At 69.7% G+C, this 22,228-nt stretch carries 25 protein-coding genes; 11 read left to right on the top strand and 14 right to left on the bottom strand.

From position 1 onward, the window contains the following. The first annotated feature begins 32 nt into the window (after positions 1-32). Genes AD72_RS20165 through AD72_RS20175 form a run of 3 tightly spaced genes read left to right on the top strand, consistent with a single transcriptional unit; the run spans position 33 to position 3,992 of the window. Positions 33-1,433 carry a sodium:solute symporter family transporter gene (locus tag AD72_RS20165; RefSeq protein ID WP_031468090.1) on the top strand — a complete coding sequence of 467 codons (1,401 nt, stop codon included), beginning with the start codon at positions 33-35 and terminating at the stop codon, positions 1,431-1,433. Further along, positions 1,430-2,377 (top strand): agmatinase, encoded by a 948-nt coding sequence (speB, locus tag AD72_RS20170; protein ID WP_031468091.1) that lies wholly within the window; start codon positions 1,430-1,432, stop codon positions 2,375-2,377. The genes AD72_RS20165 and speB overlap by 4 nt, the downstream gene beginning before the upstream one ends. Further along, entirely contained in the window at positions 2,370-3,992 is a 1,623-nt protein-coding gene (locus tag AD72_RS20175) for a thiamine pyrophosphate-binding protein (protein WP_031468092.1), read from the top strand. The genes speB and AD72_RS20175 overlap by 8 nt, the downstream gene beginning before the upstream one ends. Positions 3,993-4,013: 21 nt before the next feature. Here AD72_RS20175 and AD72_RS20180 read toward each other — a convergent pair whose 3' ends face one another. The 8 genes from AD72_RS20180 to AD72_RS20215 form a co-directional block, all read right to left on the bottom strand. Beyond that, complete coding sequence (locus AD72_RS20180) at positions 4,014-5,585, bottom strand: dipeptide ABC transporter ATP-binding protein (RefSeq protein WP_031468093.1); 1,572 nt, start codon at positions 5,583-5,585, stop codon at positions 4,014-4,016. Then, a complete protein-coding gene (locus AD72_RS20185) occupies positions 5,582-6,421 on the bottom strand; it encodes an ABC transporter permease (protein ID WP_031468094.1) in 840 nt (279 codons plus the stop codon). Before AD72_RS20185 ends, AD72_RS20180 begins: the two co-directional genes overlap by 4 nt. Continuing rightward, on the bottom strand, positions 6,418-7,374 hold the full coding sequence (locus tag AD72_RS20190; RefSeq protein ID WP_031468095.1) for an ABC transporter permease: 957 nt from the start codon (positions 7,372-7,374) through the stop codon (positions 6,418-6,420). The genes AD72_RS20185 and AD72_RS20190 overlap by 4 nt, the downstream gene beginning before the upstream one ends. After that, the gene (locus AD72_RS20195; protein ID WP_031468096.1) at positions 7,371-8,951 is read right to left on the bottom strand and encodes an ABC transporter substrate-binding protein; all 1,581 of its coding nucleotides are present in this window, start codon (positions 8,949-8,951) and stop codon (positions 7,371-7,373) included. Before AD72_RS20195 ends, AD72_RS20190 begins: the two co-directional genes overlap by 4 nt. Positions 8,952-9,061: 110 nt before the next feature. After that, on the bottom strand, positions 9,062-9,502 hold the full coding sequence (locus AD72_RS20200; protein ID WP_031468097.1) for a thioesterase family protein: 441 nt from the start codon (positions 9,500-9,502) through the stop codon (positions 9,062-9,064). Next, the gene (locus AD72_RS20205; protein ID WP_031468098.1) at positions 9,489-10,433 is read right to left on the bottom strand and encodes a 3-hydroxyacyl-CoA dehydrogenase NAD-binding domain-containing protein; all 945 of its coding nucleotides are present in this window, start codon (positions 10,431-10,433) and stop codon (positions 9,489-9,491) included. Before AD72_RS20205 ends, AD72_RS20200 begins: the two co-directional genes overlap by 14 nt. Further along, on the bottom strand, positions 10,426-11,316 hold the full coding sequence (locus tag AD72_RS20210) for a beta-keto acid cleavage family enzyme (protein ID WP_031468099.1): 891 nt from the start codon (positions 11,314-11,316) through the stop codon (positions 10,426-10,428). Before AD72_RS20210 ends, AD72_RS20205 begins: the two co-directional genes overlap by 8 nt. A gap of 70 nt (positions 11,317-11,386) precedes the next feature. Beyond that, positions 11,387-12,196: a TetR/AcrR family transcriptional regulator gene (locus AD72_RS20215; protein WP_051898815.1), complete on the bottom strand. Its 810-nt coding sequence runs from the start codon at positions 12,194-12,196 to the stop codon at positions 11,387-11,389. A 214-nt stretch (positions 12,197-12,410) separates the two neighbouring features. Between AD72_RS20215 and AD72_RS20220 the strand changes: the two genes are divergently transcribed. From AD72_RS20220 to AD72_RS20230, 3 genes are read left to right on the top strand one after another with little or no spacing between them, the layout of a single operon-like run. Further along, positions 12,411-13,397: an LLM class flavin-dependent oxidoreductase gene (locus AD72_RS20220; RefSeq protein WP_031468101.1), complete on the top strand. Its 987-nt coding sequence runs from the start codon at positions 12,411-12,413 to the stop codon at positions 13,395-13,397. 33 nt (positions 13,398-13,430) lie between these two features. Then, positions 13,431-14,423 carry a DUF2891 family protein gene (locus AD72_RS20225; protein ID WP_031468102.1) on the top strand — a complete coding sequence of 331 codons (993 nt, stop codon included), beginning with the start codon at positions 13,431-13,433 and terminating at the stop codon, positions 14,421-14,423. Further along, positions 14,420-15,460 carry a zinc-dependent alcohol dehydrogenase family protein gene (locus AD72_RS20230; RefSeq protein WP_031468103.1) on the top strand — a complete coding sequence of 347 codons (1,041 nt, stop codon included), beginning with the start codon at positions 14,420-14,422 and terminating at the stop codon, positions 15,458-15,460. Before AD72_RS20225 ends, AD72_RS20230 begins: the two co-directional genes overlap by 4 nt. Here the strand turns inward: AD72_RS20230 and AD72_RS20235 are convergent. From AD72_RS20235 to AD72_RS20245, 3 genes are read right to left on the bottom strand one after another with little or no spacing between them, the layout of a single operon-like run. Next, complete coding sequence (locus tag AD72_RS20235; RefSeq protein ID WP_031468104.1) at positions 15,457-16,233, bottom strand: alpha/beta fold hydrolase; 777 nt, start codon at positions 16,231-16,233, stop codon at positions 15,457-15,459. The genes AD72_RS20230 and AD72_RS20235 overlap by 4 nt on opposite strands. A gap of 16 nt (positions 16,234-16,249) precedes the next feature. Continuing rightward, positions 16,250-16,372 (bottom strand): type B 50S ribosomal protein L36, encoded by a 123-nt coding sequence (gene ykgO / locus AD72_RS20240; protein ID WP_020494848.1) that lies wholly within the window; start codon positions 16,370-16,372, stop codon positions 16,250-16,252. Next, positions 16,369-16,629, bottom strand: coding sequence for a type B 50S ribosomal protein L31 (locus tag AD72_RS20245; protein ID WP_020494849.1), 261 nt, complete (start codon positions 16,627-16,629; stop codon positions 16,369-16,371). The genes ykgO and AD72_RS20245 overlap by 4 nt, the downstream gene beginning before the upstream one ends. 73 nt (positions 16,630-16,702) lie before the next feature. Here AD72_RS20245 and rpsN point away from each other — a divergent pair, with 73 nt between their 5' ends. Both rpsN and rpsR read left to right on the top strand, forming a co-directional pair. Beyond that, entirely contained in the window at positions 16,703-17,008 is a 306-nt protein-coding gene (gene rpsN, locus AD72_RS20250; protein WP_031468105.1) for a 30S ribosomal protein S14, read from the top strand. Between the two features lie 14 nt (positions 17,009-17,022). After that, positions 17,023-17,250, top strand: coding sequence for a 30S ribosomal protein S18 (gene rpsR, locus AD72_RS20255; RefSeq protein ID WP_020494851.1), 228 nt, complete (start codon positions 17,023-17,025; stop codon positions 17,248-17,250). A gap of 24 nt (positions 17,251-17,274) precedes the next feature. Here rpsR and AD72_RS20260 read toward each other — a convergent pair whose 3' ends face one another. Together AD72_RS20260 and AD72_RS20265 are read right to left on the bottom strand one after the other, a co-directional pair. After that, the gene (locus AD72_RS20260; protein ID WP_031468106.1) at positions 17,275-17,703 is read right to left on the bottom strand and encodes a cupin domain-containing protein; all 429 of its coding nucleotides are present in this window, start codon (positions 17,701-17,703) and stop codon (positions 17,275-17,277) included. Between the two features lie 61 nt (positions 17,704-17,764). Next, the gene (locus AD72_RS20265; RefSeq protein ID WP_231644909.1) at positions 17,765-18,322 is read right to left on the bottom strand and encodes a helix-turn-helix domain-containing protein; all 558 of its coding nucleotides are present in this window, start codon (positions 18,320-18,322) and stop codon (positions 17,765-17,767) included. 42 nt (positions 18,323-18,364) lie between these two features. Between AD72_RS20265 and AD72_RS20270 the strand changes: the two genes are divergently transcribed. After that, positions 18,365-19,522 carry a pyridoxal phosphate-dependent aminotransferase gene (locus AD72_RS20270; protein ID WP_031468108.1) on the top strand — a complete coding sequence of 386 codons (1,158 nt, stop codon included), beginning with the start codon at positions 18,365-18,367 and terminating at the stop codon, positions 19,520-19,522. On the opposite strand, the gene AD72_RS20275 is transcribed toward AD72_RS20270, so the two are convergent. After that, entirely contained in the window at positions 19,519-20,631 is a 1,113-nt protein-coding gene (locus tag AD72_RS20275) for a diaminopropionate ammonia-lyase (RefSeq protein ID WP_231644908.1), read from the bottom strand. The two genes, AD72_RS20270 and AD72_RS20275, sit on opposite strands and share 4 nt — an antisense overlap. Positions 20,632-20,719: 88 nt before the next feature. Here AD72_RS20275 and AD72_RS20280 point away from each other — a divergent pair, with 88 nt between their 5' ends. Beyond that, a complete protein-coding gene (locus tag AD72_RS20280; protein WP_051898812.1) occupies positions 20,720-21,637 on the top strand; it encodes a LysR family transcriptional regulator in 918 nt (305 codons plus the stop codon). Between the two features lie 31 nt (positions 21,638-21,668). Then, positions 21,669-22,109, top strand: a complete 441-nt coding sequence (locus tag AD72_RS20285; RefSeq protein WP_031468111.1) for a GNAT family N-acetyltransferase — start codon at positions 21,669-21,671, stop codon at positions 22,107-22,109. Positions 22,110-22,228 lie beyond the last annotated feature (119 nt).

Here is a 22,228-nt window from a genome sequence, read left to right on the forward strand (position 1 = left end):
TCGAACCCAGCCGCAACCGCCGGAGGTCAGCCATGGGTGTCGACTATCTCGTGATCGCGCTGTACATCCTCGGCATGCTCGCCATCGGCTGGCTGGGCACCAGGCTGGCGCGCACCCGCAGCGACTTCATCGTGGCCGGGCGGCGGCTCGGCACCACGATGTACTCCGGGACGATGGCCGCGGTGGTGCTCGGCGGGGCCTCCACGATCGGCAGCATCGGTCTCGGCTATACGTACGGGATCTCCGGTGCCTGGCTGGTGATCGCCATCGGGCTCGGGCTGCTCCTGCTGCACGCGGTGTTCGTGCGGCGCATCGTCCGGCTCCGGGTGTACACGGTCGCCGAGATGCTGCGGATCCGGTACGGGCACGTGGTGGAACTGCTCACCGCGATCGTGATGTGGGCCTACACGCTGATGGTCGCGGTCACCTCGGTGCTGTCCTTCGCCACCGTGTTCGCGGTGCTGTTCGCGCTCCCCTCGGCGGCGGCGATCGCGCTCGGCGGGGCGATCGTGGTGCTGTACTCGACGCTCGGCGGGATGTGGTCGATCACGATCACCGACATCGTACAGTTCGGCCTCAAGACGATCGGCATCTTCGTGATCCTGCTGCCGATCGCCCTGACCAGCGCGGGCGGGCTGAGCGGGATCGGCGCGCGGCTCGGCGAACAGTTCCTCGACCCGGTCGGCATCGGCGGCGCGGCCATCGGCAGCTACCTGCTCACCTACGCGCTCGGCCTGCTCATCGGGCAGGACATCTGGCAGCGGGCGTTCACCGCGCGCAGCCCGAAGGTCGCCACCACCGGCGGGCTGATCTCGGGCACCTACTGCCTGCTGTACGCGATCGCCGGTGCGGTGATCGGCGCCGCGGGGCATGTGCTCTACCCGAAGCTGGGCAAGGCCGACGACGCCTTCGCCGTGCTCGTGGAGAACCTGCTGCCGACCGGGCTGCGCGGACTGGTGCTCGCGGCCGCGCTTTCCGCGCTGATGTCCACCTCCAGCGGGGCACTGCTGGCCTGCGCCACCGTGGCGAGCAACGACCTGCTCCCCCGGCTGCGCACCCGAGTGCCCGGTATCCGGATGGTCACCCTGGCCATGGGGGTGCTGATGATCGGGCTCGCGCTGAGCATCGGCAGCGTGGTCGGTTCCCTCAACATCGCCTACAACCTGCTCGTCGGCGGCCTGCTCGTGGCGATTCTCGGCGCCCTGGTGTGGCCACGGGCCACCGCGGCCGGGGCGATCGCCGGAATTCTGGCCGGTTCGGCGACGGTCGTGGTCACCATGATCGTCAAGGGCGTACTCGCCGACGAACCGATCTACTACGGGCTCGGCGTGAGCCTGCTGGCCTATGTGACGGTCAGCCTCGCGACCCGGCGCACCGACCGGGACGTCCTCGCCGGATGGCGGCGGCGCATGCACGAAGGAGCGACATCATGAGCACCACCGGTCCCCTCGATCCCGCGGCCATGCCCCGGTTCGGCGGCTTCGGCACCTTCGCCCGGCTGCCCCGGCTCGAGGATGTCGATCATGCCGAGGTGGCTATCCTCGGTGCGCCGTTCGACTCCGGGGTTTCCTACCGCCCCGGGGCCCGGTTCGGCCCGTCCGCGGTGCGCGAGGGAAGCCGACTGCTCCGCCCCTACCACCCCGGACTCGATGTGGCACCGTTCGCGGCGATGCAGGTCGCGGATGCCGGGGACATGGCACTGAATCCGTTCGCCATCCACGAGGCGATCGAGGAACTGGAACGGGTCGCCGCCGGATACGGGGACCGCGGCACGAAACTGGTCACCGTCGGCGGGGACCACACGATCGCCCTGCCGCTGCTGCGAGCCGCCGCGCGCCGGCACGGTCCGGTCGCCCTGCTGCACTTCGACGCGCACCTGGACACCTGGGACACCTACTTCGGCGAGCCCTACACGCACGGCACCCCGTTCCGCAGGGCCGCGGAGGAAGGACTGCTGGACACCGCGAGCGCCTGCCACGTCGGCACCCGGGGCCCGCTGTACGGCAGGGCGGATCTCGAGGAGGACCAGCGGCTCGGGTTCGGCATCATCACCTCCGCGGATGTACTCCGCAGAGGCCCGGACGAGATCGTCTCCGCACTACTGGACCGGATCGCCGATCGGCCCCTGTACATCTCGATCGACATCGACGTCCTGGATCCGGCGCACGCACCGGGTACCGGAACCCCGGAAGCCGGTGGGATGACCAGCCGCGAACTGCTGGAGATCCTGCGCGGTCTCCGCCCGGCCAGGCTCATCGGCGCGGACGTGGTCGAGGTCGCCCCCGCCTACGACCACGCCGAGATCACCGCGATCGCCGCCGCACACGTCGCCTACGACCTGCTCGGCCTCTACGCGCTGCGGGCCGGCCGTGGCTGAGCGCATCGGCGGGGACCTGGTCGCCGAATCACTGCGGGCGCTCGGCGCGGACACCGTGCACGGCCTGCCCGGGCAGCACGCGCTCGGCCTGTTCGAAGGCCTGCGCCGCAACGAAATGCGCACCCTCACCTACCGGATGGAACACAACGCGGGGTTCGCGGCGGACGGCATGGCGCGGGTACGGCTGCGCCGCGACGATCCGGTTCCGGTCACCCCCGTGGCCGTCTCGACCGGGCCGGGCGCGCTGCTCGCCCTTCCCGCCCTGCAGGAGGCGTTCGCCGCCTCGGTTCCGCTGCTCGTGGTCGCCAGCCAGATCCCCAGCGACGGGCTCGGCGGGGCGCGCCGCGGTTATCTGCACGAACTCGCGGATCAGCGCGCCATCGCCGCCGGGGTGGTGAAATCGGCACGCACCGTGCACCGCGCCGAGCAGATTCCCGCCGTGCTGCGCCAGGCCTGGCAGGACGCGGCGAGCCCGCCCTACGGACCCACCTGGGTGGAGATCCCCCAGGATGTGCTGCTCGCGCCCGCGAATCTCGGCACGGTGCGCGAGCTCCCGATCCGGCCCGCCGCCCCGGAACCGGGGCCGCTCGACGAGGTAACCCGGCTGCTCGACGGCGCCCGCAACCCGGTGATCCTTGCCGGTGGCGGGGTCGCGCGGGCCTGCGCGGAACCGGAACTGCGCGCCCTCGCCGAACGGTTACGCGCACCGGTGGTGAGCACCTTCGGCGGCAAAGGCGTGTTCCCCGCACGGCATCCGCTCTCCTGCGGCTCCTGGCTGGAGGACCGGCACACCACCGATTTCCTCGCCACCGCCGATGTCCTGCTCGTGGCCGGTTCCGGGCTCGGCGAACTGTCCAGCAACTACCACAGCCTCCGTCCACAAGGGACAGTCGTGCAGATCGAGGCGGACGCCGGGAAACTCGCCGCGAACCTGCCCGTGCTGCCGGTGCACGCCGATGCCCGCGAAGCGCTCGCCGGGCTGGCCGCCGCAGTCACCGGACGCGCCCCGGACGGACGCGCCGAGGGGGCGGTCACCGCCCTGCTCGCCGCCGTGCGGGAGCGCCTCGACAGTCAGGGCCTCGAAGCCGAGCGGGCGTTGCTCGACGCGGTGCGCGAGGGAACCGGGGACCACGTGCCGAGCTTCTGGGACATGACCATCCTGGCCTACTGGGCCTGGTCGGCCTGGCCGGGACGGATGCATTCGGCCCAGGGCACCGGCGGGCTCGGCTACGCGTTCCCCGCAGCGCTCGGTGCCGCCGCGGCCACCGGCTCCCCCGTGCTCGCGGTCTCCGGGGACGGCGGCGCGATGTACGGGATCGCGGAGCTGGCCACGGCGGCACAGCACCAGCTGGACGTCACCTGGCTGATCGTGGACGACGGCGGGTACGGCATCCTGCGGGAATACCTCGACGGCGCGTTCGGCCGGGAGGCCGCGCACGGCCCCGCGGTGGATCTCGCCCGGCCGGATTTTCTCGCGCTGGCCCGCTCTTTCAGTGTCCGCGCCACCCGCACCGGACCCGACCGGCTCAGCACCGATCTGGCCGCCGAACTCGCCACCCCGGGCCCGGGCGTGCTCCTGCTCTCCGCCCGCCCGCGCCTGTTCGCCCCGAGCTGAGGCGCCGAGACCTGGCGAGGACTACAGCTTCGGGGTGTTGGCCAGGAGCTCCCTGGTGTACTCGTGTTCCGGCGCGTCGAGCACCCGGTCCACCGGGCCCTGTTCGACGATGAGCCCCTCGCGCAGCACCGCGATCCGGTCGGCGACATGCCGGGCGAGCGCGATGTTGTGCGTGACGAACAGGATCGACATGCCCAGTTGGGTGCGCAGTTCGCCGAGCAGTTCGAGGATGGTGGCCTGTACCGAGACGTCCAGTGCCGAGGTGACCTCATCGCAGACGAGCACCTTCGGGGTGGTGGCCAGTGCCCGCGCGATCGCGGCGCGCTGGCGTTGCCCTCCGGAGAGCCCGCCGGGAAGCCGGTCGGCGTACTCGGGGTCGAGCCGCACCTGCTCGAGTACCTCGGCCACCCGCCTGCGGCGCTGATCCCTGTCCAGATCGGTGAGCTGGCGCAGCGGAACCTCGACCGATTCGGCGATCGTCTTGCGCGGATTGAGCGAGGAGAACGGGCTCTGGAACACGTACTGCACATCGCGCAGCTGTGCGCTGCTGCGCTTGCGGGCCGAGGCGGAGAGCGGATTCCCGTCCAGGGTCACGGTTCCGGTGCACTTCTCGATCAGGCCGCACAGGCTGCGGGACAGCGTGGTCTTGCCCGATCCGGACTCGCCGAGCAGCAGCACCGATTCCCCGCGCCGCACCGCGAGGTCCACCCCGCGCAGCACCTTGGTGTCCGCATAGGACACTTCGATGCGTTCGGCGCGCAGCACCACGTCCTCGTCCGGTTCCTCGGGTTCGGCGCGGTCCTCCGGCCCTTCGATTCCGGGGACGGCGGCCATCAGGGCCCGGGTGTAGGAGTGCCGTGGTTCGTGCAGGACCTGTTGCGCCGCACCGGATTCCACGATCTCACCGGAGTACATCACCGCGACCCGGTGCGCGATCTGGGCGACAACGGCCAGATCGTGGGTGATGTAGAGGGCGGCGGTGTCCTGTTCGGCGGAGAGTTTGGCCACGGTCTCCAGAATCAGCGCCTGGGTGGTGACATCCAGTCCGGTGGTCGGTTCGTCGAGCACCACGACGCTCGGTTTCCAGGCGAACGCCATGGCGATCCCGACCCGCTGCTGCTGGCCACCGGAGAGCTGGTGCGGGTACCGGCGCTGATACTCGGTATCGGAGGGCAGGCCGACCTCGGTGAGCGTCTCGCGCACCCGGTCCTCGACCGAACCGGGATAGCCGTGCACCTCGAGCACCTCGGCGATCTGCTTGCCGATCCGCAGGCTGTGGTTGAGCGAGAGCGCCGGATCCTGCGGAATGTAGGAGATCACCCTGCCACGCAGCGCCCTGCGCTGTTTTTCCGGCAGTGCGAGCACATCCGAGGGCTCGCCACCACAGGAGCGGGCCAGCACCGAGCCGGAGACCGCCTTGAGCCCGGTACGGAAGTGCCCGAGCGCGGCGAGTCCGGCCGTGGTCTTGCCGGAGCCGGATTCCCCGACGAGCGCGAGGATCTCCCCCGGTTCGATGGAGTACGAGACGCCGCGCAGCACCGGCGTGTCGTCCACAGTGGACACGTGCAGGTCGGTGACATCGAGCGCGGTCACGATTCCTCCGTCGTACGTCGGGCCGCGGCCGCGGCGAGCGAATCGGTGATCAGGTTGGTCCCCACGGTCAGCACCGCGATGGCGAGCACCGGGAGCACCACGCCCCATGGCTGCACCACGAGCGCGATCCGGTTCTCGTTGATCATCAGGCCCCAGTCCGCCGCCGGTGGCTGGATTCCCAGTCCCAGGAAGGAAAGCGAGGCCACATAGCCGATCGAGTAGGTCAGCCGTAGCCCGAGCTCGACCATGAGCGGGCCGGTGATGTTCGGCAGCACCTCACGCACCAGGATCCGCCTGCGCGGCATGCCGTAGAGCTGCGCGGCCTTGATGTAGTCCTGCCCGATCACCCCGACCGTGGCCTGGCGTGCCACCCTGGCCACCCGCGGGGCGTGCGTGATGCCGATGACCAGGATCAGCAGCCAGCCCTTCGGCCCGATCATGGCGATCGCCAGCAGGGCGAACACCAGTTGCGGGATGGAAAGGAGCACATCCGAGCCGCGCATGATCAGCCCGTCCAGCCAGCCGCCGGTGTACCCGGCGAGCATGCCGAGCACCGCACCGAGCAACACCCCGATCGCGGTGGCGGCCAGGCCGTAGCCGAGCAGCTCGAGCCCGCCTTCCAGGAACCGGGTCAGCACATCCCGGCCGACCCCGTCGGTTCCCGCCATTCCGTTGGCGTGGAACGGTTTTCCGGAGAAGTCATCGGGCTGGTACCCGGTGATCGCGCTGCCGAAAAGGGCACCAGCCACCGCGAGCACCACGACGAGTCCGGTGAGGGTGAGCCCGATCTTGGCCTGGCGCAGCCCGAGCGCGCGCCGCAGCAGTCCGCCGCTCATTTCGCCACCTCCGAACGCAGCCGCGGATTGGTGACGATGCCGACCACATCGGCCAGCAGGTTCACCACCACGTAGACCCCGGCGATCAGCAGCGTGATGGCCTGCACCACCTGGACATCCCGGTTGTTCACCGCGTCGATCAGTGCCGCGCCGATCCCCGGATAGCGGAACAGGAACTCGACCACGACCACCCCGCCGGCCAGCCAGGCCAGCTGGATCGCGATCACCTGCGCCACCGGCCCGATCGCCTGCGGCAGGGCGTGCCGGAACAGCACGATCCGCTCCGGGATTCCCTTCAGCCGCGCCATTTCCACCGAACCACTGGCCAGCACCTCGATCATCGTGGCCCGCATCATGCGCACGATGTACGGGGTCACCACGAGCACCAGGGTCAGCACCGGAAGCACCAGCTGCGCGGGCCGCTCCCAGACCGGGGTGCCCGGCGGGGAAAGCGTGACCGAGGGCAGGAGCTTGAACACCGAGGTGGAGAACAGCACCACGAGCGCCACACCGATCACGAACTCCGGCAGGGCGGCGATCACCAGGCTGAACCCGGAGACCACGTGGTCACTGGTGCGCCCCGCGCGGATCGCGCTCCAGGTGCCGACCACCAGCCCGATCGGTGCGCTGATCACCGCCGAGGCGATCAGCAGCACCAGCGAGGCCCCGATCCGGTCGGCGAGCAGGGTGTTCACCGAGCCCTGGGTGGAGGTGGAGAACCCGAGGTCCCCGGTGAGCACGCCGGAGAGCCAGTCGAAATACCGTTGCCACACCGGCACGTTCAGGTGCATGTGCTCCTGCAGTGCCGCGATGCGTTCCGGGGTCGCCTGGGTACCGAGAATGGCCCGCGCGGGGTCACCGGGCAGCAGCAGCGTCGCCACGAACACGAGTATCGAGACCACCAGCAGCACCAGCACGCTGATCAGCAGGCGGCGCAGGATCATCCGGATCATGCTCCACCTCCCTGCCCGAGCCAGGCATTACGGAACTGGTAACCGGAAAGCGGGATTCCGGTGCGGTCCGGGACGAGCCCGGCCACGTACACCTGATAGGCGTCGACCTGGTTGGGGAACGCCCAGATGATGTCGCCGCCGCGCTCGTACTCGATGCGCTGGGCCTGGTGCAGCAGCTTGGTTCGCTCCGCCGTGTCGACGGTGCCCTGCGCCTTCGCGATGATCGCGGTGAACTCCGGATCGGCGAAATGCGTTTCGTTGATCGGCGAGTTCGGCAGCGCCCCGTTGTTCACCTGCGGCAGGTAATTGCGGGTGTACCAGAACGACTGGGCGAAATCCCAGTTCTTGTAGTTCTCGCCGAAGAAGGTGGTGGTGTCCACCTTGTGCAGCCGGATGGTGATCCCGGCGTCCTTGGCCTGACGCTGGAAAACCTGCGCCGCCTCCACCGCCCCCGCCTGAATGGGCGCGGTGGTCAGTTCCACCTCGAGGTTCGGCTTACCGGCGGCGGCGAGCAGTTCCCGCACCTTGCGCAGATCGCGGCGTCGTTGCGGGAGCGTGGAATCGTAAGCCGGATCGTAGGGCGCGTACAGATCATTGGCCACCCGTCCCTGACCGGAGAGCACCTGGTTGATCATCTGCTCGCGGTCGATCACCAGCCGCAGTGCCTGGCGCACCCGCACATCGTCGAACGGCGGACGGTCGACCCGCATGGTGAACGGCTGCCAGGTTCCGGTCTGCGAGTTGAGGATCCGGATCCGTTCATCGCTGCGCAGCACGTCGATCAGTGCGACGGGCACCTGGTCGATCACGTCCACCTGGGAGGAGAGCAGTGCGTTGATGCGGGCGTCGTCCTCGGTGAAGTTGGTGAGCACCAGCTTGTCGAGGTAGGGCTGCCCCGGCACCCAGTAGTGCTCATTGCGCAGGAAGGTGCTCTGCAAGCCGGCGTCGAAGGTGCCCATCCGGAACGGCCCGGTGCCGATCGGTTTCTTGACGTCGAAGTCCGCGGGAACGATCCCGAGCGAGTACTGCCCGAGGTAGTCGTCGAAACCGGCGGTGGCCTGGGAGAGCCGGAACTCGACCGTACGGTCCCCGGTCGGCACCACGGAGTCCAGCATCGAGAGGCTGGCCGCCCCGGTCTTCGGATCGTCCGGATCGGTGATCCGGCGGAAGGTGGCCACCACGTCCCTGGGCGTGACCGGGCGTCCGTCGTGGAACTTGATGCCCTTGCGGATGGTCGCGGTCCACACCGTCGCGTCCGGCGAGCTCACCACCGATTCCGCGACCAGCGGGCGCAACCGGTACTTGCTGTCCCGGTAGAGCAGCGCCTCGTAGAGATTGATCGTGCGGGCGATATCCGGATTGGTGGCCGGGATATGCGGATCGAGGGTGTCCGAGGAACCGCCACCGGTGACCCCGACGCGCAGCGTGCCGCCGCGCTTCGGCGGCCCGGTCGGCGCGCTGGCCTCGGCATCCGCGGCGCCGCCGCAGCCCGAGAGCACGGGAACGGCGGCCAGTCCGGCGGCGAGGCCGAGGAAACCACGGCGGCCGATCCGGTGGTATTTCGATGAGGGATTCATGAGAGTTGTCCGAGACACGAGGATACAATTCGGCTGTTGTTCGAATTCGATGAATTCGGTGAATAAATTCGATCGACTCGGTGAGAATCGAAAGACGGGGAGCCGAAAAGCTAAGTGTAGATGGCGCGGCCCGCGTAATCAGGGGCCTTTCCGATGTGGCACTCCAGCCGCGCGGCGATGTGCTCGGGGAATGCCGTCGCCTTGCCCGCCGACACGTGCAGCGCGAGCAGTTCCTCGGTGGCGACCAGTGATCTCTCATGGAACATCTCGTGGCAGAGGCGCAGCTTCTTGCCCGAGACGGAAAGGACGGTGGTGTGCACGCGAACCTCGGCATCCCGGCCGACCTCGCGCAGGTACCGGACGTGCGCCTCGACGGTGTACAGCGAGGAGTCCGTCGCGGACCGGTACTCGGCGTCGATGCCGACGACGTCCATCATGGCCGTCGTCGCATCGCCGAAGATCAGGACGTAATACGGTTCGGAGAGATGACCGTTGTAGTCGATCCATTCCTCGCGAACCCGCGCGGAATACTCGAGACTACCCACGGGCATCACCACCAATCGCTCGCCGCATGGCGATCACGGCGCGGTCGCGTTCCGCGATCAGCTCCGCGATCGACCGCCCGTCCGCCTCCTCGAGGCAGCCGTCCACCATCCGGTCCCGCAGTTCCGTGGTGAGTTCGGGCGCGTCCAGCCGGGTCCACGGGGATTTCAGCGAGGGGCCGAAATGGTCGAGCATGTGGGCCATTCCGCCGTCCCCGCCCGCGAGATGGAAGGTCAGGCACGGGCCCTGCACCGGCCAGCGCAGCCCGGGGCCCTCGGTGATCGCGGTGTCGATCTGCTCGACCGTGGCCTCCCCGTTGGCCACCATGTGCAGCGCCTCCCGCCACAGCGCCTCCTGTAGCCGGTTCGCGATGAATCCGGGCAGCTCGCGATCCATGGTGATCACGGATTTGCCGACCTGGCGGTAGAACTCCGAGGCCCAGTCCACGGCCCAGCGCTCGGATTTCTCCCCGCCGACCACCTCGACGAGCGGGATCAGGTACGGCGGGTTGAACGGGTGGCCGACCACGAGCCTGCCCGGGTTCGCCGCCTTGGTCTGCATCTCGGTCATGCCGTACCCGGAGGTGGAGGAACCGATCACGATGCCCTCGGGCGTGGCCGCGTCGATATCGGCGAGCAGCTGCCGCTTCAGCTCGAGTTCCTCGGGCCCGCTCTCCTGGACGAAGTCCGCACCTTCGACGGCCTCGGCGAGCGTCGCGGTGAACCGCAGCCGGTCCTGCGAGGCTCCCTCCGCGAGGCCGAGCTCGGTCAGCGCGGGCCAGGCGCGCTGCACGAGCAGCCGCAGGCGTTCCTCGGACCCCTCACCCGGATCCCAGGCGAGCACGTCGAATCCCTTGGCCAGGAAGTGCGCGGCCCAGCCGCCACCGATCACCCCGGCCCCGATGCACGCGATGGTGCGCGCCTGCTGCGGTTCAGCCACGATTGGTTCCCTTCAGTCCGAGCTGTTCGCGTGCTTCCGCCGCGGTGGCCACGGTGGCGCCGAGGTCCTCGACGATCTCCACGGCGCGCTCCACGAGCTGTCCGTTGCTCGCCTTGACTCCCTTGGACAGGTACAGGTTGTCCTCGAGACCGACCCGCACGTGCCCGCCGAGCAGCACCGACTGGGCGACCCAGCGCATCTGGTTGCGCCCGATCGCGAACGAGGCCCACTGCGCGTTCTCCGGAAGGAGCTCGACCATGGTCTGCAGCAGTGCGGGTTCCGCGGGTGCGCCATACGGAATCCCCATGCACAGCTGGAAAAGCGGCGGCGGATCGATCAGCCCCTCGGCCACCATCTGCTTGGCGAACCAGAGCTGGCCGGTGTCGAAGATCTCCATCTCGGGCTTCACGCCGAGTTCCTGGATGCGCGCGGCACCGGCGCGGAGCATGTCCGGGGTGGAGATGTAGAGCTGGCTGCCCTCGCCGAAGTTCAGCGAACCGCAGTCGATGGTGCAGATGTCCGGAAGCAGTTCCTCCACGTGCGGCAGCCGCTGCAGTCCGTTGACCAGATCGGTGCCGTCGACCGGCTTGAGCGGGTCCTCCGCGTCGATGAACAGGTCCCCGCCCATGCCCGCGGTCAGGTTGAGCACCACGTCCACGCCGCTTTCCCGCACCAGGCGGGCGGTTTCGCGGTACAGCGCGACATCCCTGCTGCCCTGCCCGGTCTCGATGTCGCGAACGTGAATGTGCACGACCGCCGCGCCCGCATTGGCCGCCTCGATCGCCGAATCCGCGATCTGGCGCGGGGTGACCGGTACCCGGTCGCTCTTGCCGACCGTATCGCCCGCTCCGGTCACCGCGCAGGTGATGATGGTGCTGCTCATCGCACTCCTTCCCTTCGGGAGCTCGGCGCTTCACGGAAACGCTGTATTGATGATTCGCTCGCGAGCTCGCTCATTCCTTACCTTTCTCCTCGGGGCCGCCGAGGATGTTGTGCTCGATGTACTCCCGCAGCTGGCTGCGCATCGCCTCGACGGAACTGTTCGGGTGCCCGGTGAGCACCTGCACGCCGAGCCCGTCGATCAGCGCGGTCAGCGCGGTGGCCAACCGGTCCGGGTCACCGGAGCGGAACAGCCCTTGCTCCTGGCCGCTCCGGATGGTCATCGCGATGGTGCGGTAGCGCCGGTCGTAGGAGTCCCAGTACAGCGAACGCAGTGCCGGGTTGAGGGCGCTCTCGTTCCACACCTGCAACCACACCGACCATTCCGCGTGCAGCAGGCCCTCGAGCGGCAGCTGCAGCTCGACCAGCCGGTACAGCCGTTCGTCCGCGCACTCGATGGCGTGCAGCTCGGCGACCTGGCGGTCGAACGCGAGTTTCACGTTGCGCCGCAAGGCATCGTTGAGCACATCGTCCTTGGTCGGGAAGTAGTAGTGGATCCGTGCCGTGCTCGTGCCACAGGCCTTCGCGATGTCCGCGATCCGGACCTTGTGGTACCCGCGCACGGCGATGAGCTCCCAGGCCTTTTCCAGGATCCGCCGCCGTGGCTCCTCCTTGGTGTCCGCGCGCGCCAGGATCGCCGGTACCGCGGCCACCGTTTTCGCCTCGTCGCTCCCATTGAGCAACCAGTTGACCGTCACTCCGCAGTGCTCGGCGATCCGCACCAGTTCGTGTGCGGCGAACTGCCGCTTGCCGACGAGCGCCTTGGACAGCTTCGACTCGTCGAGGCCGATCGCCTTGGCGAAATCCCGCTGCACTCCGGGCATCGCCTTGACGAGACCACGGACACGCCCGGCCACGCCGTTCGACGAACTCGATCCTGCCGGGGAAGTCACGGGAAGGCAGGTTAGTCAGCAATTGCGATAATCGCAAGCTCGCATCGCAATTTAATGTTCTGACCTGCGAATTTCTATGGATCTAACTGACTGATCAATACCGAGGGTGTGGAATTCGATACCCGTCCGCCGCGTTGTACCGCTCGTGGGTTCCATCGCGCTCTCCGTACTCGACCGCTCGAGCATCCGCGGCGAGCAGGACCGTGCCGCCGCCATCCGGGACACGGTCCGGTTCGCACGACAGGCTGAATCGCTTGGCTACCAACGCTTCTGGGTCTCCGAACACCACAGCGTGCCCGGGGTGGCCGGTTCCGCGCCGACAGTGCTCGCCACCGCCATCGCCGATGCGACCGAACGGATCCGGGTCGGCACCGGCGGGGTGATGCTGCCCAACCACCGTCCGCTGGTGGTCGCCGAACAGTTCGGGGTGCTCGAAGCGCTGCATCCGGGGCGGATCGACCTCGGCATCGGCCGCTCGCTCGGGTTCACCGGAGGGGTGCGCGCGGCACTCGGGGCCGAGGCCACCACGGACTTCGAACAGCGGGTCACCGAACTGCTCGGCTACTTCGACGCGGCGAGCGGGCCCTATCCCGGGGTGCACGCCTTCCCCGCGGAGGGTGCCCATCCCCCGGTCTTCCTGCTGGCCACCGGCTCCGGGGCACAGCTCGCGGCCCGGCTCGGGCTCGCCCTGGTCATCGCGCCGGTGCGGGGAACCGAGCAGCTGCTCGAGCGGATCGCCGAATACCGCACGGCCTTCGTGCCCTCCGCGCGACTGTCCGCTCCTTATGTACTTCTGTCCACATCGGTAGCGGTCGCCGAGACCACCGCGGCGGCGCGTCGGCTGCTGCTCCCCGAAGCCTGGTCGACCGCCTATTCCCGCACCCACGGGGTGTTCGGCCCGCTCGAACCGGCCGATACCGTACTGGCCCGGTCCTGGTCCGAACGGCAGCGAGCGAGCATCGAGGAGACCCTCGGCCAGCAGATCTACGGCACCCCGCTCGAAGTCGGCGAGCGGCTGCGCGAACTCCTGGCCCGCACCGGGGCCGAGGAACTGCTGATCACCATGAGCACCTTCGACCGCGCCGAGATGCTGGACTCCTACACCCGGCTCGCCGAACTCGACCTGCCCTAGAGTGGGGGCATCGACGGTCGAGACGGGGAGCCGGTGACACAGCACGACGAGGAATGGGCACGCATCGCCTGCGAGGTGCTCGAGACGCGCTATCCCTACGGCTGCGGACATCTCGCCACCGGCCCCGGCGACCTGGACATCGAACCGGCCCGGCTGCATCCGGCCTTCCACGGCGCCTATGACTGGCATTCCAGCGTGCACATGCAGTGGTCCCTGGTCACCTTGCTGGGCCGTGGCGGGCTCGACAGGGAGACCGCGTTCCGGGCCAGGTGGCTGCTCGCCGAACGGTTGCGGGCGGAGAATCTGGACGCCGAGGTCCGTTACCTGCGCACGCATCCGGGGTTCGAGCGGCCGTACGGACTGGTGTGGGCGCTGCTGCTGTGTGCCGAACTGCCGCGCGGCGCGCCGACCCGCGGATTCGCGGCGGTGACCGGTCCGCTGGTGGACACGGTCGCCGAACTGCTCGGTGGCTGGCTCGCCGGGTTGCGCTATCCCGTCCGGCACGGCACGCACGCCAGTACCGCCTTCGCACTGTCCACTCTGTACCGCGCGGGCACCGGGCTGGGCCACGAAATCGCCGATACGGCACGGGAAACGGCGCTGCGCCTGTTCGCCGCGGACACCGGATACGACACTCGGTTCGAACCGTCCGGGAACGAGTTCCTCTCCCCCGCGCTCACCGAGGCCGAGCTGATGTGCGTGGTGCTGCCCGCCGGGGAGCGCACCGCCTGGCTCGACCGGTTCCTCCCCGGGCTCGGCGGGGAAAGCCACCGCACACTGCTCACCGCGCCCCAGGTGGACGATCCCGCCGACGGTCAGCAGGGCCACCTCTACGGCCTCGCGCTGTCCCGCGCCTGGCAGTTGCGCGCGCTCGCGGCACACCTGCCCGCCGAACGCGCCGCGAGCGTCCGGGCCGCCGCGAACACCCAGTTCGCATCGGCGCTTCCGGTCGTCACGGCGGGAAACTTCCACGCGACGCACTGGCTGGTATCGTTCGCCCTGCTCGCCGAAGGAGCACAATCATGAAAGCCGTGGTGTACACCGAATACGGCGGGACACCCGCGCTCACCGAGGTACCCGAACCGGTCTGCCCGGACGGCGGGGTGATCGTCGAGGTGACCGCGACCGGGGTGTGCCGCTCCGACTGGCACGCCTGGCGCGGACACGATCCCGTTGCCCTGCCCCATATTCCCGGGCACGAGTTCGCCGGGGTGATCCGCGAGACCGGCTCCGGGGTGCGGCGGTGGCGTGCCGGGGACCGGGTCACGGTGCCGTTCGTGTGCGGCTGCGGAACCTGTGCCTACTGCGCGGCGGGCGATCCGCAGGTCTGTCCACAGCAGACACAACCGGGATTCACCGGTCCCGGTTCCTTCGCCGAACGGGTCGCGGTGCACGCCGCGGACACGAATCTGGTCGGGCTGAGCGATTCCGTGGACGATATCGCGGCCGCCTCGCTCGGCTGCCGGTTCGCCACCGCGTTCCGCGCCGTGCACGCGCACGGGCGGGTGCGCGAGGGGAACTGGCTGACGGTGCACGGCTGCGGCGGGGTGGGGCTGTCCGCGGTGCAGATCGGGGTGGCACTCGGTGCCCGGGTGCTCGCCGTGGACGTTTCCGCGCGGGCACTGGAGAAAGCACGGGCACTCGGCGTGGAACACACCGTGGACGCCGGTGACTGTCCGGACACCGCCGCGGCCATCCACGAACTCACCGGCGGCGGGGCGCACGTGTCACTCGACGCGCTCGGTTCCGCGACGACCGCGGCCGCCTCGGTGCACTGCCTGCGCAGGCGCGGACGCCACATCCAGGTCGGGCTGCTGTTCGGGGATGCGGCGCGGCCGCCGTTGCCGATGGACACGGTGATCGCGCACGAACTGGAGATCCACGGCTCGCACGGGATGGCGGCGCACGAATACCCGGCGATGCTCGGGCTGCTCGCCGAAGGCAGCCTGCGCCCGGAACTGCTCGTCGGCTCGGTGATCGGGCTCGCCGAGGCGGGCGCTGCCCTTGCCGGGGTCGACGAACCCGGAACCGCGGGGATGACGGTGGTTTCGCTCGCGGGCTAGATGCCGGGAGATTCCGCGAGGAAGTCCAGCACCAAGCGGCTCGCCCGCGCCCGGAACTCCTCGAAGTAGGCATGCCGTGCGCCCTCGATGAGCTCCAGCCTGGCCCGCGGGATCCGTTCGGCGAGCAGTTTCGCGTTCGCGGCTGGGTTGAACACATCCTCGGTGCCGTGCAGGATCAGGGTCGGCGCGGCGATCTGGTCGAGCACCGCCCAGCTGTCGTGCCGCGCGCTGGCGAACCGGTGCCTGCGGCGGGCATAGCCGGGCATCCCGGGATCCCCGAGCGTGCTGTGCGGTCCCGGATGCGTGGCGAGCCAATCCGGGCTGTACATCAGCTCGGCGAGACCGCCCGGCCTGGTCAGCTGCTCGGTGATCGCGGGATCCCGTGGCACACCGTGCGCATCGCCGGGAGAGGTGCAGCCGAGCACCAGCCGGTCGAGCCGGTCCGGATGGTCGACGGCGAACCACTGCGCGACCCGCCCGCCCATCGAGGTGCCGTACACGTGCGCCCGCGCGGCCCCGAGATGATCGAGCACCGCGCGGACGTCCTCGGCGAAACCCCTCGTGCTGTAGGAATCCGTGTCCGGCTTCGCACTGCACCCGGTACCCCGGTAGTCGAGGGTCACGGTGCGGAAGACCGCGGAGAAGTCCTCGAGCACCGGATCCCACCAGTGCCGGGAATTCGCCTGCCCGGCAAGCAGCAGCAGAGTGGGCGCGCCTTCCCCGTGCACCTGGTAGTGAATGGCGGTCTGGTCGGAAGCGAGCGCGTAAGGCACGCCCGATGATAACCATTCAGCCCTGACGGGCCTTGAGCCTCGGGTTCTTCTTGTTGATCACATACACCCTGCCCTTGCGCCGGACCACCTGGGATCCCGGCTTGTTCTTCAAGGCCCGCAAGGAATTCCGTACCTTCATGACCGCGCCCCCTTGCGCTGCCCGTAGCGCCTGCGGAACTTCTCCACCTGGCCCTCGGTGTCCATGATCCGGCGGTTTCCCGTCCAGAACGGGTGCGACCACGCGCTCACATCCACGCGCACGAGCGGATAGGTGTTCCCGTCCGACCAGTCCACGGTCTCCCGCGAGGTGATCGTGGACCGGGTGAGGAAGGCGTCCCCGGTCGCGTTGTCGCGGAACACCACGGGGTGGTAGTCGGGATGGATGTTCGGTTTCACCTGTCGTTCTCCTTCGTCTTCGGCCATGCTAGTCTACTGAAAACGATAATCATTAGCAACTTTGGAGAGGGTCGTGGCGAAGAAGTCCAAGATCGTCAAGAACGAGAAACGCAAGGCAACCGTGGCCAAGTACGCGGACCGGCGCGCCGCGCTCAAGGAGACGGTGCGCTCCCCGCGGTCGAGCCCGGAGCAGAAGGCGGAGGCGGTATCCGCACTGCAGGCCCTCCCCCGCGACGCGAGCCCCACCCGGGTACGCAATCGGGACGCGGTCGACGGGCGCCCGCGCGGCCACTTCCGCAAGTTCGGGCTCTCCAGGGTGCGGTTGCGCGAGATGGCCCACCGCGGCGAACTGCCCGGCGTCTCGAAGTCCAGCTGGTGAAGGGAGCGGGCCGCATGCAGGGCCGACCGAAACGCAAACGCAATCTGCTCGCCGAGCGCGGAGTGTCCGAAGTGGACTACAAGGATGTGGAGCTGCTGCGCAAGTTCATCTCGGACCGAGGCAAGATCCGGGCACGCCGGGTAACGGGACTGACCCCGAAGCAGCAGAACCAGGTCGCCACGGCGATCAAGAACGCCCGCGAGATGGCGCTGCTGCCCTACCCCGGACCGGCACGCGGCTGAGACCGGCGGAGCCCGCCCGCCCTGCTAGTCGTTGTTGCGGTCCATGAAATCCTTCGCGTCGCCGTCTTCGGAATCGACGAACACGATGTCGTCCGGCCGGCGCCGCGGCACATCGACCGACAGCACGACGAACGGGTGTTCGGTGATGCGCGGAATCCCGTGCACCTGCCCACGGCCGAACCGGAGGAACACACCGGGGCGGGCGGAGCTCTCCGAACCCGCGAGATGGAAGACCGCCTCGCCGCGCACGACATACAGGAACTCGTCGCACTCGTTGTGATAGTGCAGCGGCAGCGGGCGGTAGACACGGAAGACACGGCTGCTGGCTTCCGGGAAATCGCTGAAGTAGATGTCCGCCAGCATCGAATCGGACCGCTCCGGGAGCTGTTCGAGCTCGTCGAACACATCGAAGATCTGCCGTCGGTTGTCGGTTTGCGGGACGAATTCGGTCATGACCGCCTGCTTCCGGCTCGGCTTCGGGTTCGGGAACACCGCGGAACGAGCGTAACGCGGGCTAGCCTCCCGCGTCCTCGTGCAGCATCAGCAGCACCGCGCGGTTGCGTTCCCCGCGCCCGGCGTAGACGTGCGGGGTGTCGGCGTCGAACCGGATCGAGTCACCGGCGGCGAGTTCGGCCGCGGATTCCTCCGGACCGGCCAGCGCCGTGCCTTCGGTGAGCACCAGGCATTCCCGGACCCCGGGCGCGTGCGCCGCCGAGTGCTGGTGCGCCTCGTCCAGTTCGATGTCGTACACCTCCACCGTGCCGCGCAGCCGGATGCGATGCAGCAGCCGCGCGTGCACCGCGTCCCCGTCCACCCGGGGCCCCTGCCCGGCACGGGTCACCTCGGCCGGGGCGCCGTGCTGTTCGAGCAGTTCACCGAGCGGCACCTGCAGCGCGGTGGCCAGCGCCCACAGGGTGGACAGCGTCGGATTTCCCGCGCCCTGCTCGATTCCGTGCAGGGTGGTCTTGCTGATTCCGCCCGCCTCGGCGAGTTCGGCCAGCGACAAGCCCGCCGAACCGCGCAGGCGGTGAATGTTCCTGCCGACGATCCGTGCCCAATCCACGCGTACCATCATACTTGAACCGTGTATCAGTATGACGAAGGATGTGGCGGCATGTCGGTATCCCGGCTGCGGGAGATCCCCGGTATCGGAGTGGACATCATCGGCGACGCGGCGGACGCGGCCGCGGATCCGGAACTGCTTCGCTTGGAGAACCTCGACACCGATGTGCGCCCGCCGAGCCGGGCCGTCGAGGTCACCCGCGCGGCGCTGGACCAGGACTCCGCGAACAGCTATCTGCCCTTCCAGGGGCATCGCGGACTGCGGGCCGCGGCGGCCGCGCACGTCGGCCGGATCGCCGGGCGCACCTACGATCCGGACACCGAGTGCGTGAGCGTGGCCGGCGGGCTCAACGGCGTGCTCAACGCGCTGCTGGCCACCGTGGAACCCGGCGCGGAGGTGGTGATCTGCGATCCGATCTATGCCGGGCTGGTCAACCGGATCCGGCTCGCCGGTGGTGTGCCCCGGTTCGTCGCGGCGACCGCGGGTCCGCACGGCTGGCGGGTCGATCCGCAGCGGCTCGCCGAGGCGGTCGGGCCACGGACCGCCGCGGTGCTCGCCATGGGACCCGCGATGCCCACCGGACTGGTGCTCGGCACCGAGCACTGGGACGCGCTCGCCCCGGTGCTGGAGCGCACCGGGGCCTGGCTGCTCTACGACGCGGCCATGGAACGCATCCGTTTCGACGAGCTGCCGGTGCCCCATCCCGCCGCGCATCCCGGACTCGCCGAGCGCACCATCACCATCGGTTCGGCGTCCAAGGAACTGCGCCTGATCGGCTGGCGGGTCGGCTGGGTGCTCGCTCCGCGCGAGATCCTCGCCGACATCCGGCTCGTCGGCATGGCCAATGTGGTCTGTCAGGTCGGCATCGCCCAGGCCGGGGTCGCCGCCGCGCTCGACGCACCCGACGCGGATCAGGATGTGGCCAGGGCGACCGAGATCTGGCACGGCCGCTGTGCGCACATCCTCGACCAGCTCGGCGATTATCCGCTCGTGGCACCGGACGGCGGCTGGTCGCTGTTGCTGGACACGGCGCAACTCGGCCTGGACCCGGAGACCGCTTCGGCGCGGCTGTTCGAACGGGGCAGGATCGCGGCCACCCCGATGCGCGGCTGGGGTCCGAGCGGGGACCGTTATCTGCGGTTCGTGTTCGCCAATGAACCGCTCGACCGGCTCGGCGATCTGCGTTCCCGGTTCGCGGCCGCGTTCTAGCGCGCGGCCCGGTGTTCGGTGCTCAGCAGCACGAGCGTGCTCTCCGGTCCGGACGTGCACGAGGACTCGTTGTCCGCCACGAGGAACCGCATGGCGGCCAGGCTCGCGGCGCCACAGGGTCCGGAGGAGACACCGAGCGCGGCCAGTCCGGCGGAAGCGTCCGCCGCGGCCTCGTCGGTCACGGTGACCGCGGCGTCCAGCCCGTCCCGCAGATACGGCCAGGCCAGCGCCGAAACGGTGCCGCAGTGCAGCCCGGCCATGATCGTGGGCCCCGGCCGGATGCTGCGCCGCTGCCCGGCATGCAGGTTGTCGGTGAGGCAGGCCGCGGTCTCCGGTTCCACGGCGAGCAGTCGCGGACGGGCCGCGGCGGTCCCCCGGTAGTGCCGCACCGCGGCCTGGGCGAGCGAGCCGACCCCGACCGGGACGGCGACCAGGTCCGGACTCGCCCCCGCCGCGGTGAGCTGTTCGTCCACCTCGGTGAACAGGGTCGAGTAGCCGTCCACGATCCAGCCGGGCACCCGCTCGTATCCGGGCCACGCGGTGTCCTGCACCAGTTCGGTCCCCGGATCGGCCGCGGCGAACCCGGCCGCGGCGCGCACCACCTCGTCGTACTCCGCGGCCACGGTGTGCACCACCGCGCCCTCGGCCTCGATCGCCGCGATCGCCGCGGTGTCCAGGGTGGCGGGGACGAAGACCACGGCCGGAATCCCGAGCAGCGCTGCCATCCGGGCCACGGCCCGCCCGTGGTTGCCGTCGGTCGCCGTGCACAACCGCGGCGGAATCCGGCCGGTGAGCCGGTCCCGCATTCCCTCGGGTGTGCCCGGGACCGGTTCGCCCACCCATTCGGCGATCGTGCGGTGGATCGCATAGAAGGCCCCGAGCGCCTTGAACGCGGGCAGTCCGAGCCGGGCGGACTCGTCCTTGACGAACACCCGGCGCACCCCGAGTTCCGCGGCGAGCGCGGGCAGCTCGGTCAGCGGTGTCGGCGCGTACTGCGGCAGCGCGGCGTGGAACGCGGCCACCTCCCGCGGCGCGGGCGGGCAGTGCAGCGTCGATGGCCCGGCGGTGCGGTACCAGGACCGGCTCGCGGTGCTCGTCGGAGAGGGCATGGTTCCACGGTGCCGCATGTCCAGCAGTTCGGTAAAGCGAAGGTTTTCGACGTATATTGGTGGGGAAAACCGAACGATTGGTGGGCACGTGTTCGACCTGCACCGGCTGCGGCTGCTCCGCGAGCTCAGTCACCGGGGCACGCTCGCCTCGGTGGCCGCCGCGTTGTCCTACAGCCCGTCCACGGTCTCCCAGCAACTGTCCATTCTGGAGAGTGAGGTGGGTGTCCCGCTGCTCGAACAGGTCGGCAGGCGGGTCCGGCTCACCGCGCAGGCCCGGATCCTCGTCGAGCACACCGGGGCCGTGCTCGACCGGCTGGAGACCGCGGCCGCGGAGATCGCGCGCTCGCTCGAGGATCTGACCGGCACCCTGCGTGTGGCCATCTTCCAGACCGCGGCCCTGACCCTGCTCCCGGCGGCACTGAGCGCGCTACGCACCGCCCATCCCGAACTGCGGGTCGAGGTCACCCAGGCCGAACCCGAGGTCGCGCTGCCCGGTCTGCTGGCACACGATGTGGACCTGGTGCTCGCCGAGGAGTACCCCGGTCATCCCCAGCCGCGCGGCGCCGAGGTGGAACGGGTCGAACTGCGCAGGGACCCGATCCTGCTCGCACGGGCGCCGGGAGCGAAACGGGTGCGCTCGCTGTCCCGGCTCGCCGGGCTGTCGTGGGTGATGGAACCGCGCGGCACGGCCTCCCGGTCCTGGGCGACGGCGCTGTGCCGGGACGCCGGATTCGAACCCGATGTGCCCTTCGAGACCGACGACCTGCTGGTGCAGGCGCAGCTCGTCGCACGCGGGCACGCCGTCGCCCTGCTTCCGGAACTGTTCACCGCGAACGCGGCGCCCGAACTCGCCATGCACCCGATCCCCGGCGGTGGCCACGCCCGCACCCTGTTCACCGCGACCCGGCCGGGAATGGGCGAACATCCGGCCGTGCGCGCCTTCCGTGCCGCGCTGGCCGAGAACCAGCCCCGAGCGCGGCACACGCCCGGCGGCCAAACCGGTTGAATCCGGCCGGTCGGTACCCCAGACTCGCCCGATGCGCATCGAACACGGCGAATACGAGCTCGACGACGATCCGGCCCGCCTGGACCGGGACGCGATCTGGGCGTTCCTCTCCACCGAGGCGTACTGGGCGCGGTGGCGTTCGCGCGCCGATGTGGACGCGCAGATCACGGCCGCCTGGCGGGTGGTCGGCGTCTACGAGCGCGCGAGCGGGGCCACGGTCGGGTTCGCCCGCGCGATCTCGGACGGGGTGGCGCTCGCCTATCTGGCCGATGTGTTCATCGCGAAACCGGCGCGGGGCAACGGACTCGGCGTCGCGCTGGTGGACGCGATGATCGAGCGCGGCCCCGGGCACTGGTTCCGCTGGCTGCTGCACACCGACGATGCGCACGAGTTGTACGCGAAGTTCGGTTTCGCCGAGCCGGACCGCACCTACCGGGAACGGCCGCGGCAGTGCCCGCCGTCCCCCTGCTGACCGGGTCGGCGCGGCGGGCAAGGCGACGGCGGCCGAGGCGGCACTGCTCACCGCGCGACCGATGCCCGTGATTGGTGCTCGATCCGGCCCCGGAGGTTGTCGCCCGGCGGGAGAACGCG

The sequence above is a fragment of the Sciscionella sediminilitoris genome (assembly GCF_000737195.2).
Taxonomy (GTDB): Bacteria; Actinomycetota; Actinomycetes; order Mycobacteriales; family Pseudonocardiaceae; genus Sciscionella; species Sciscionella sediminilitoris.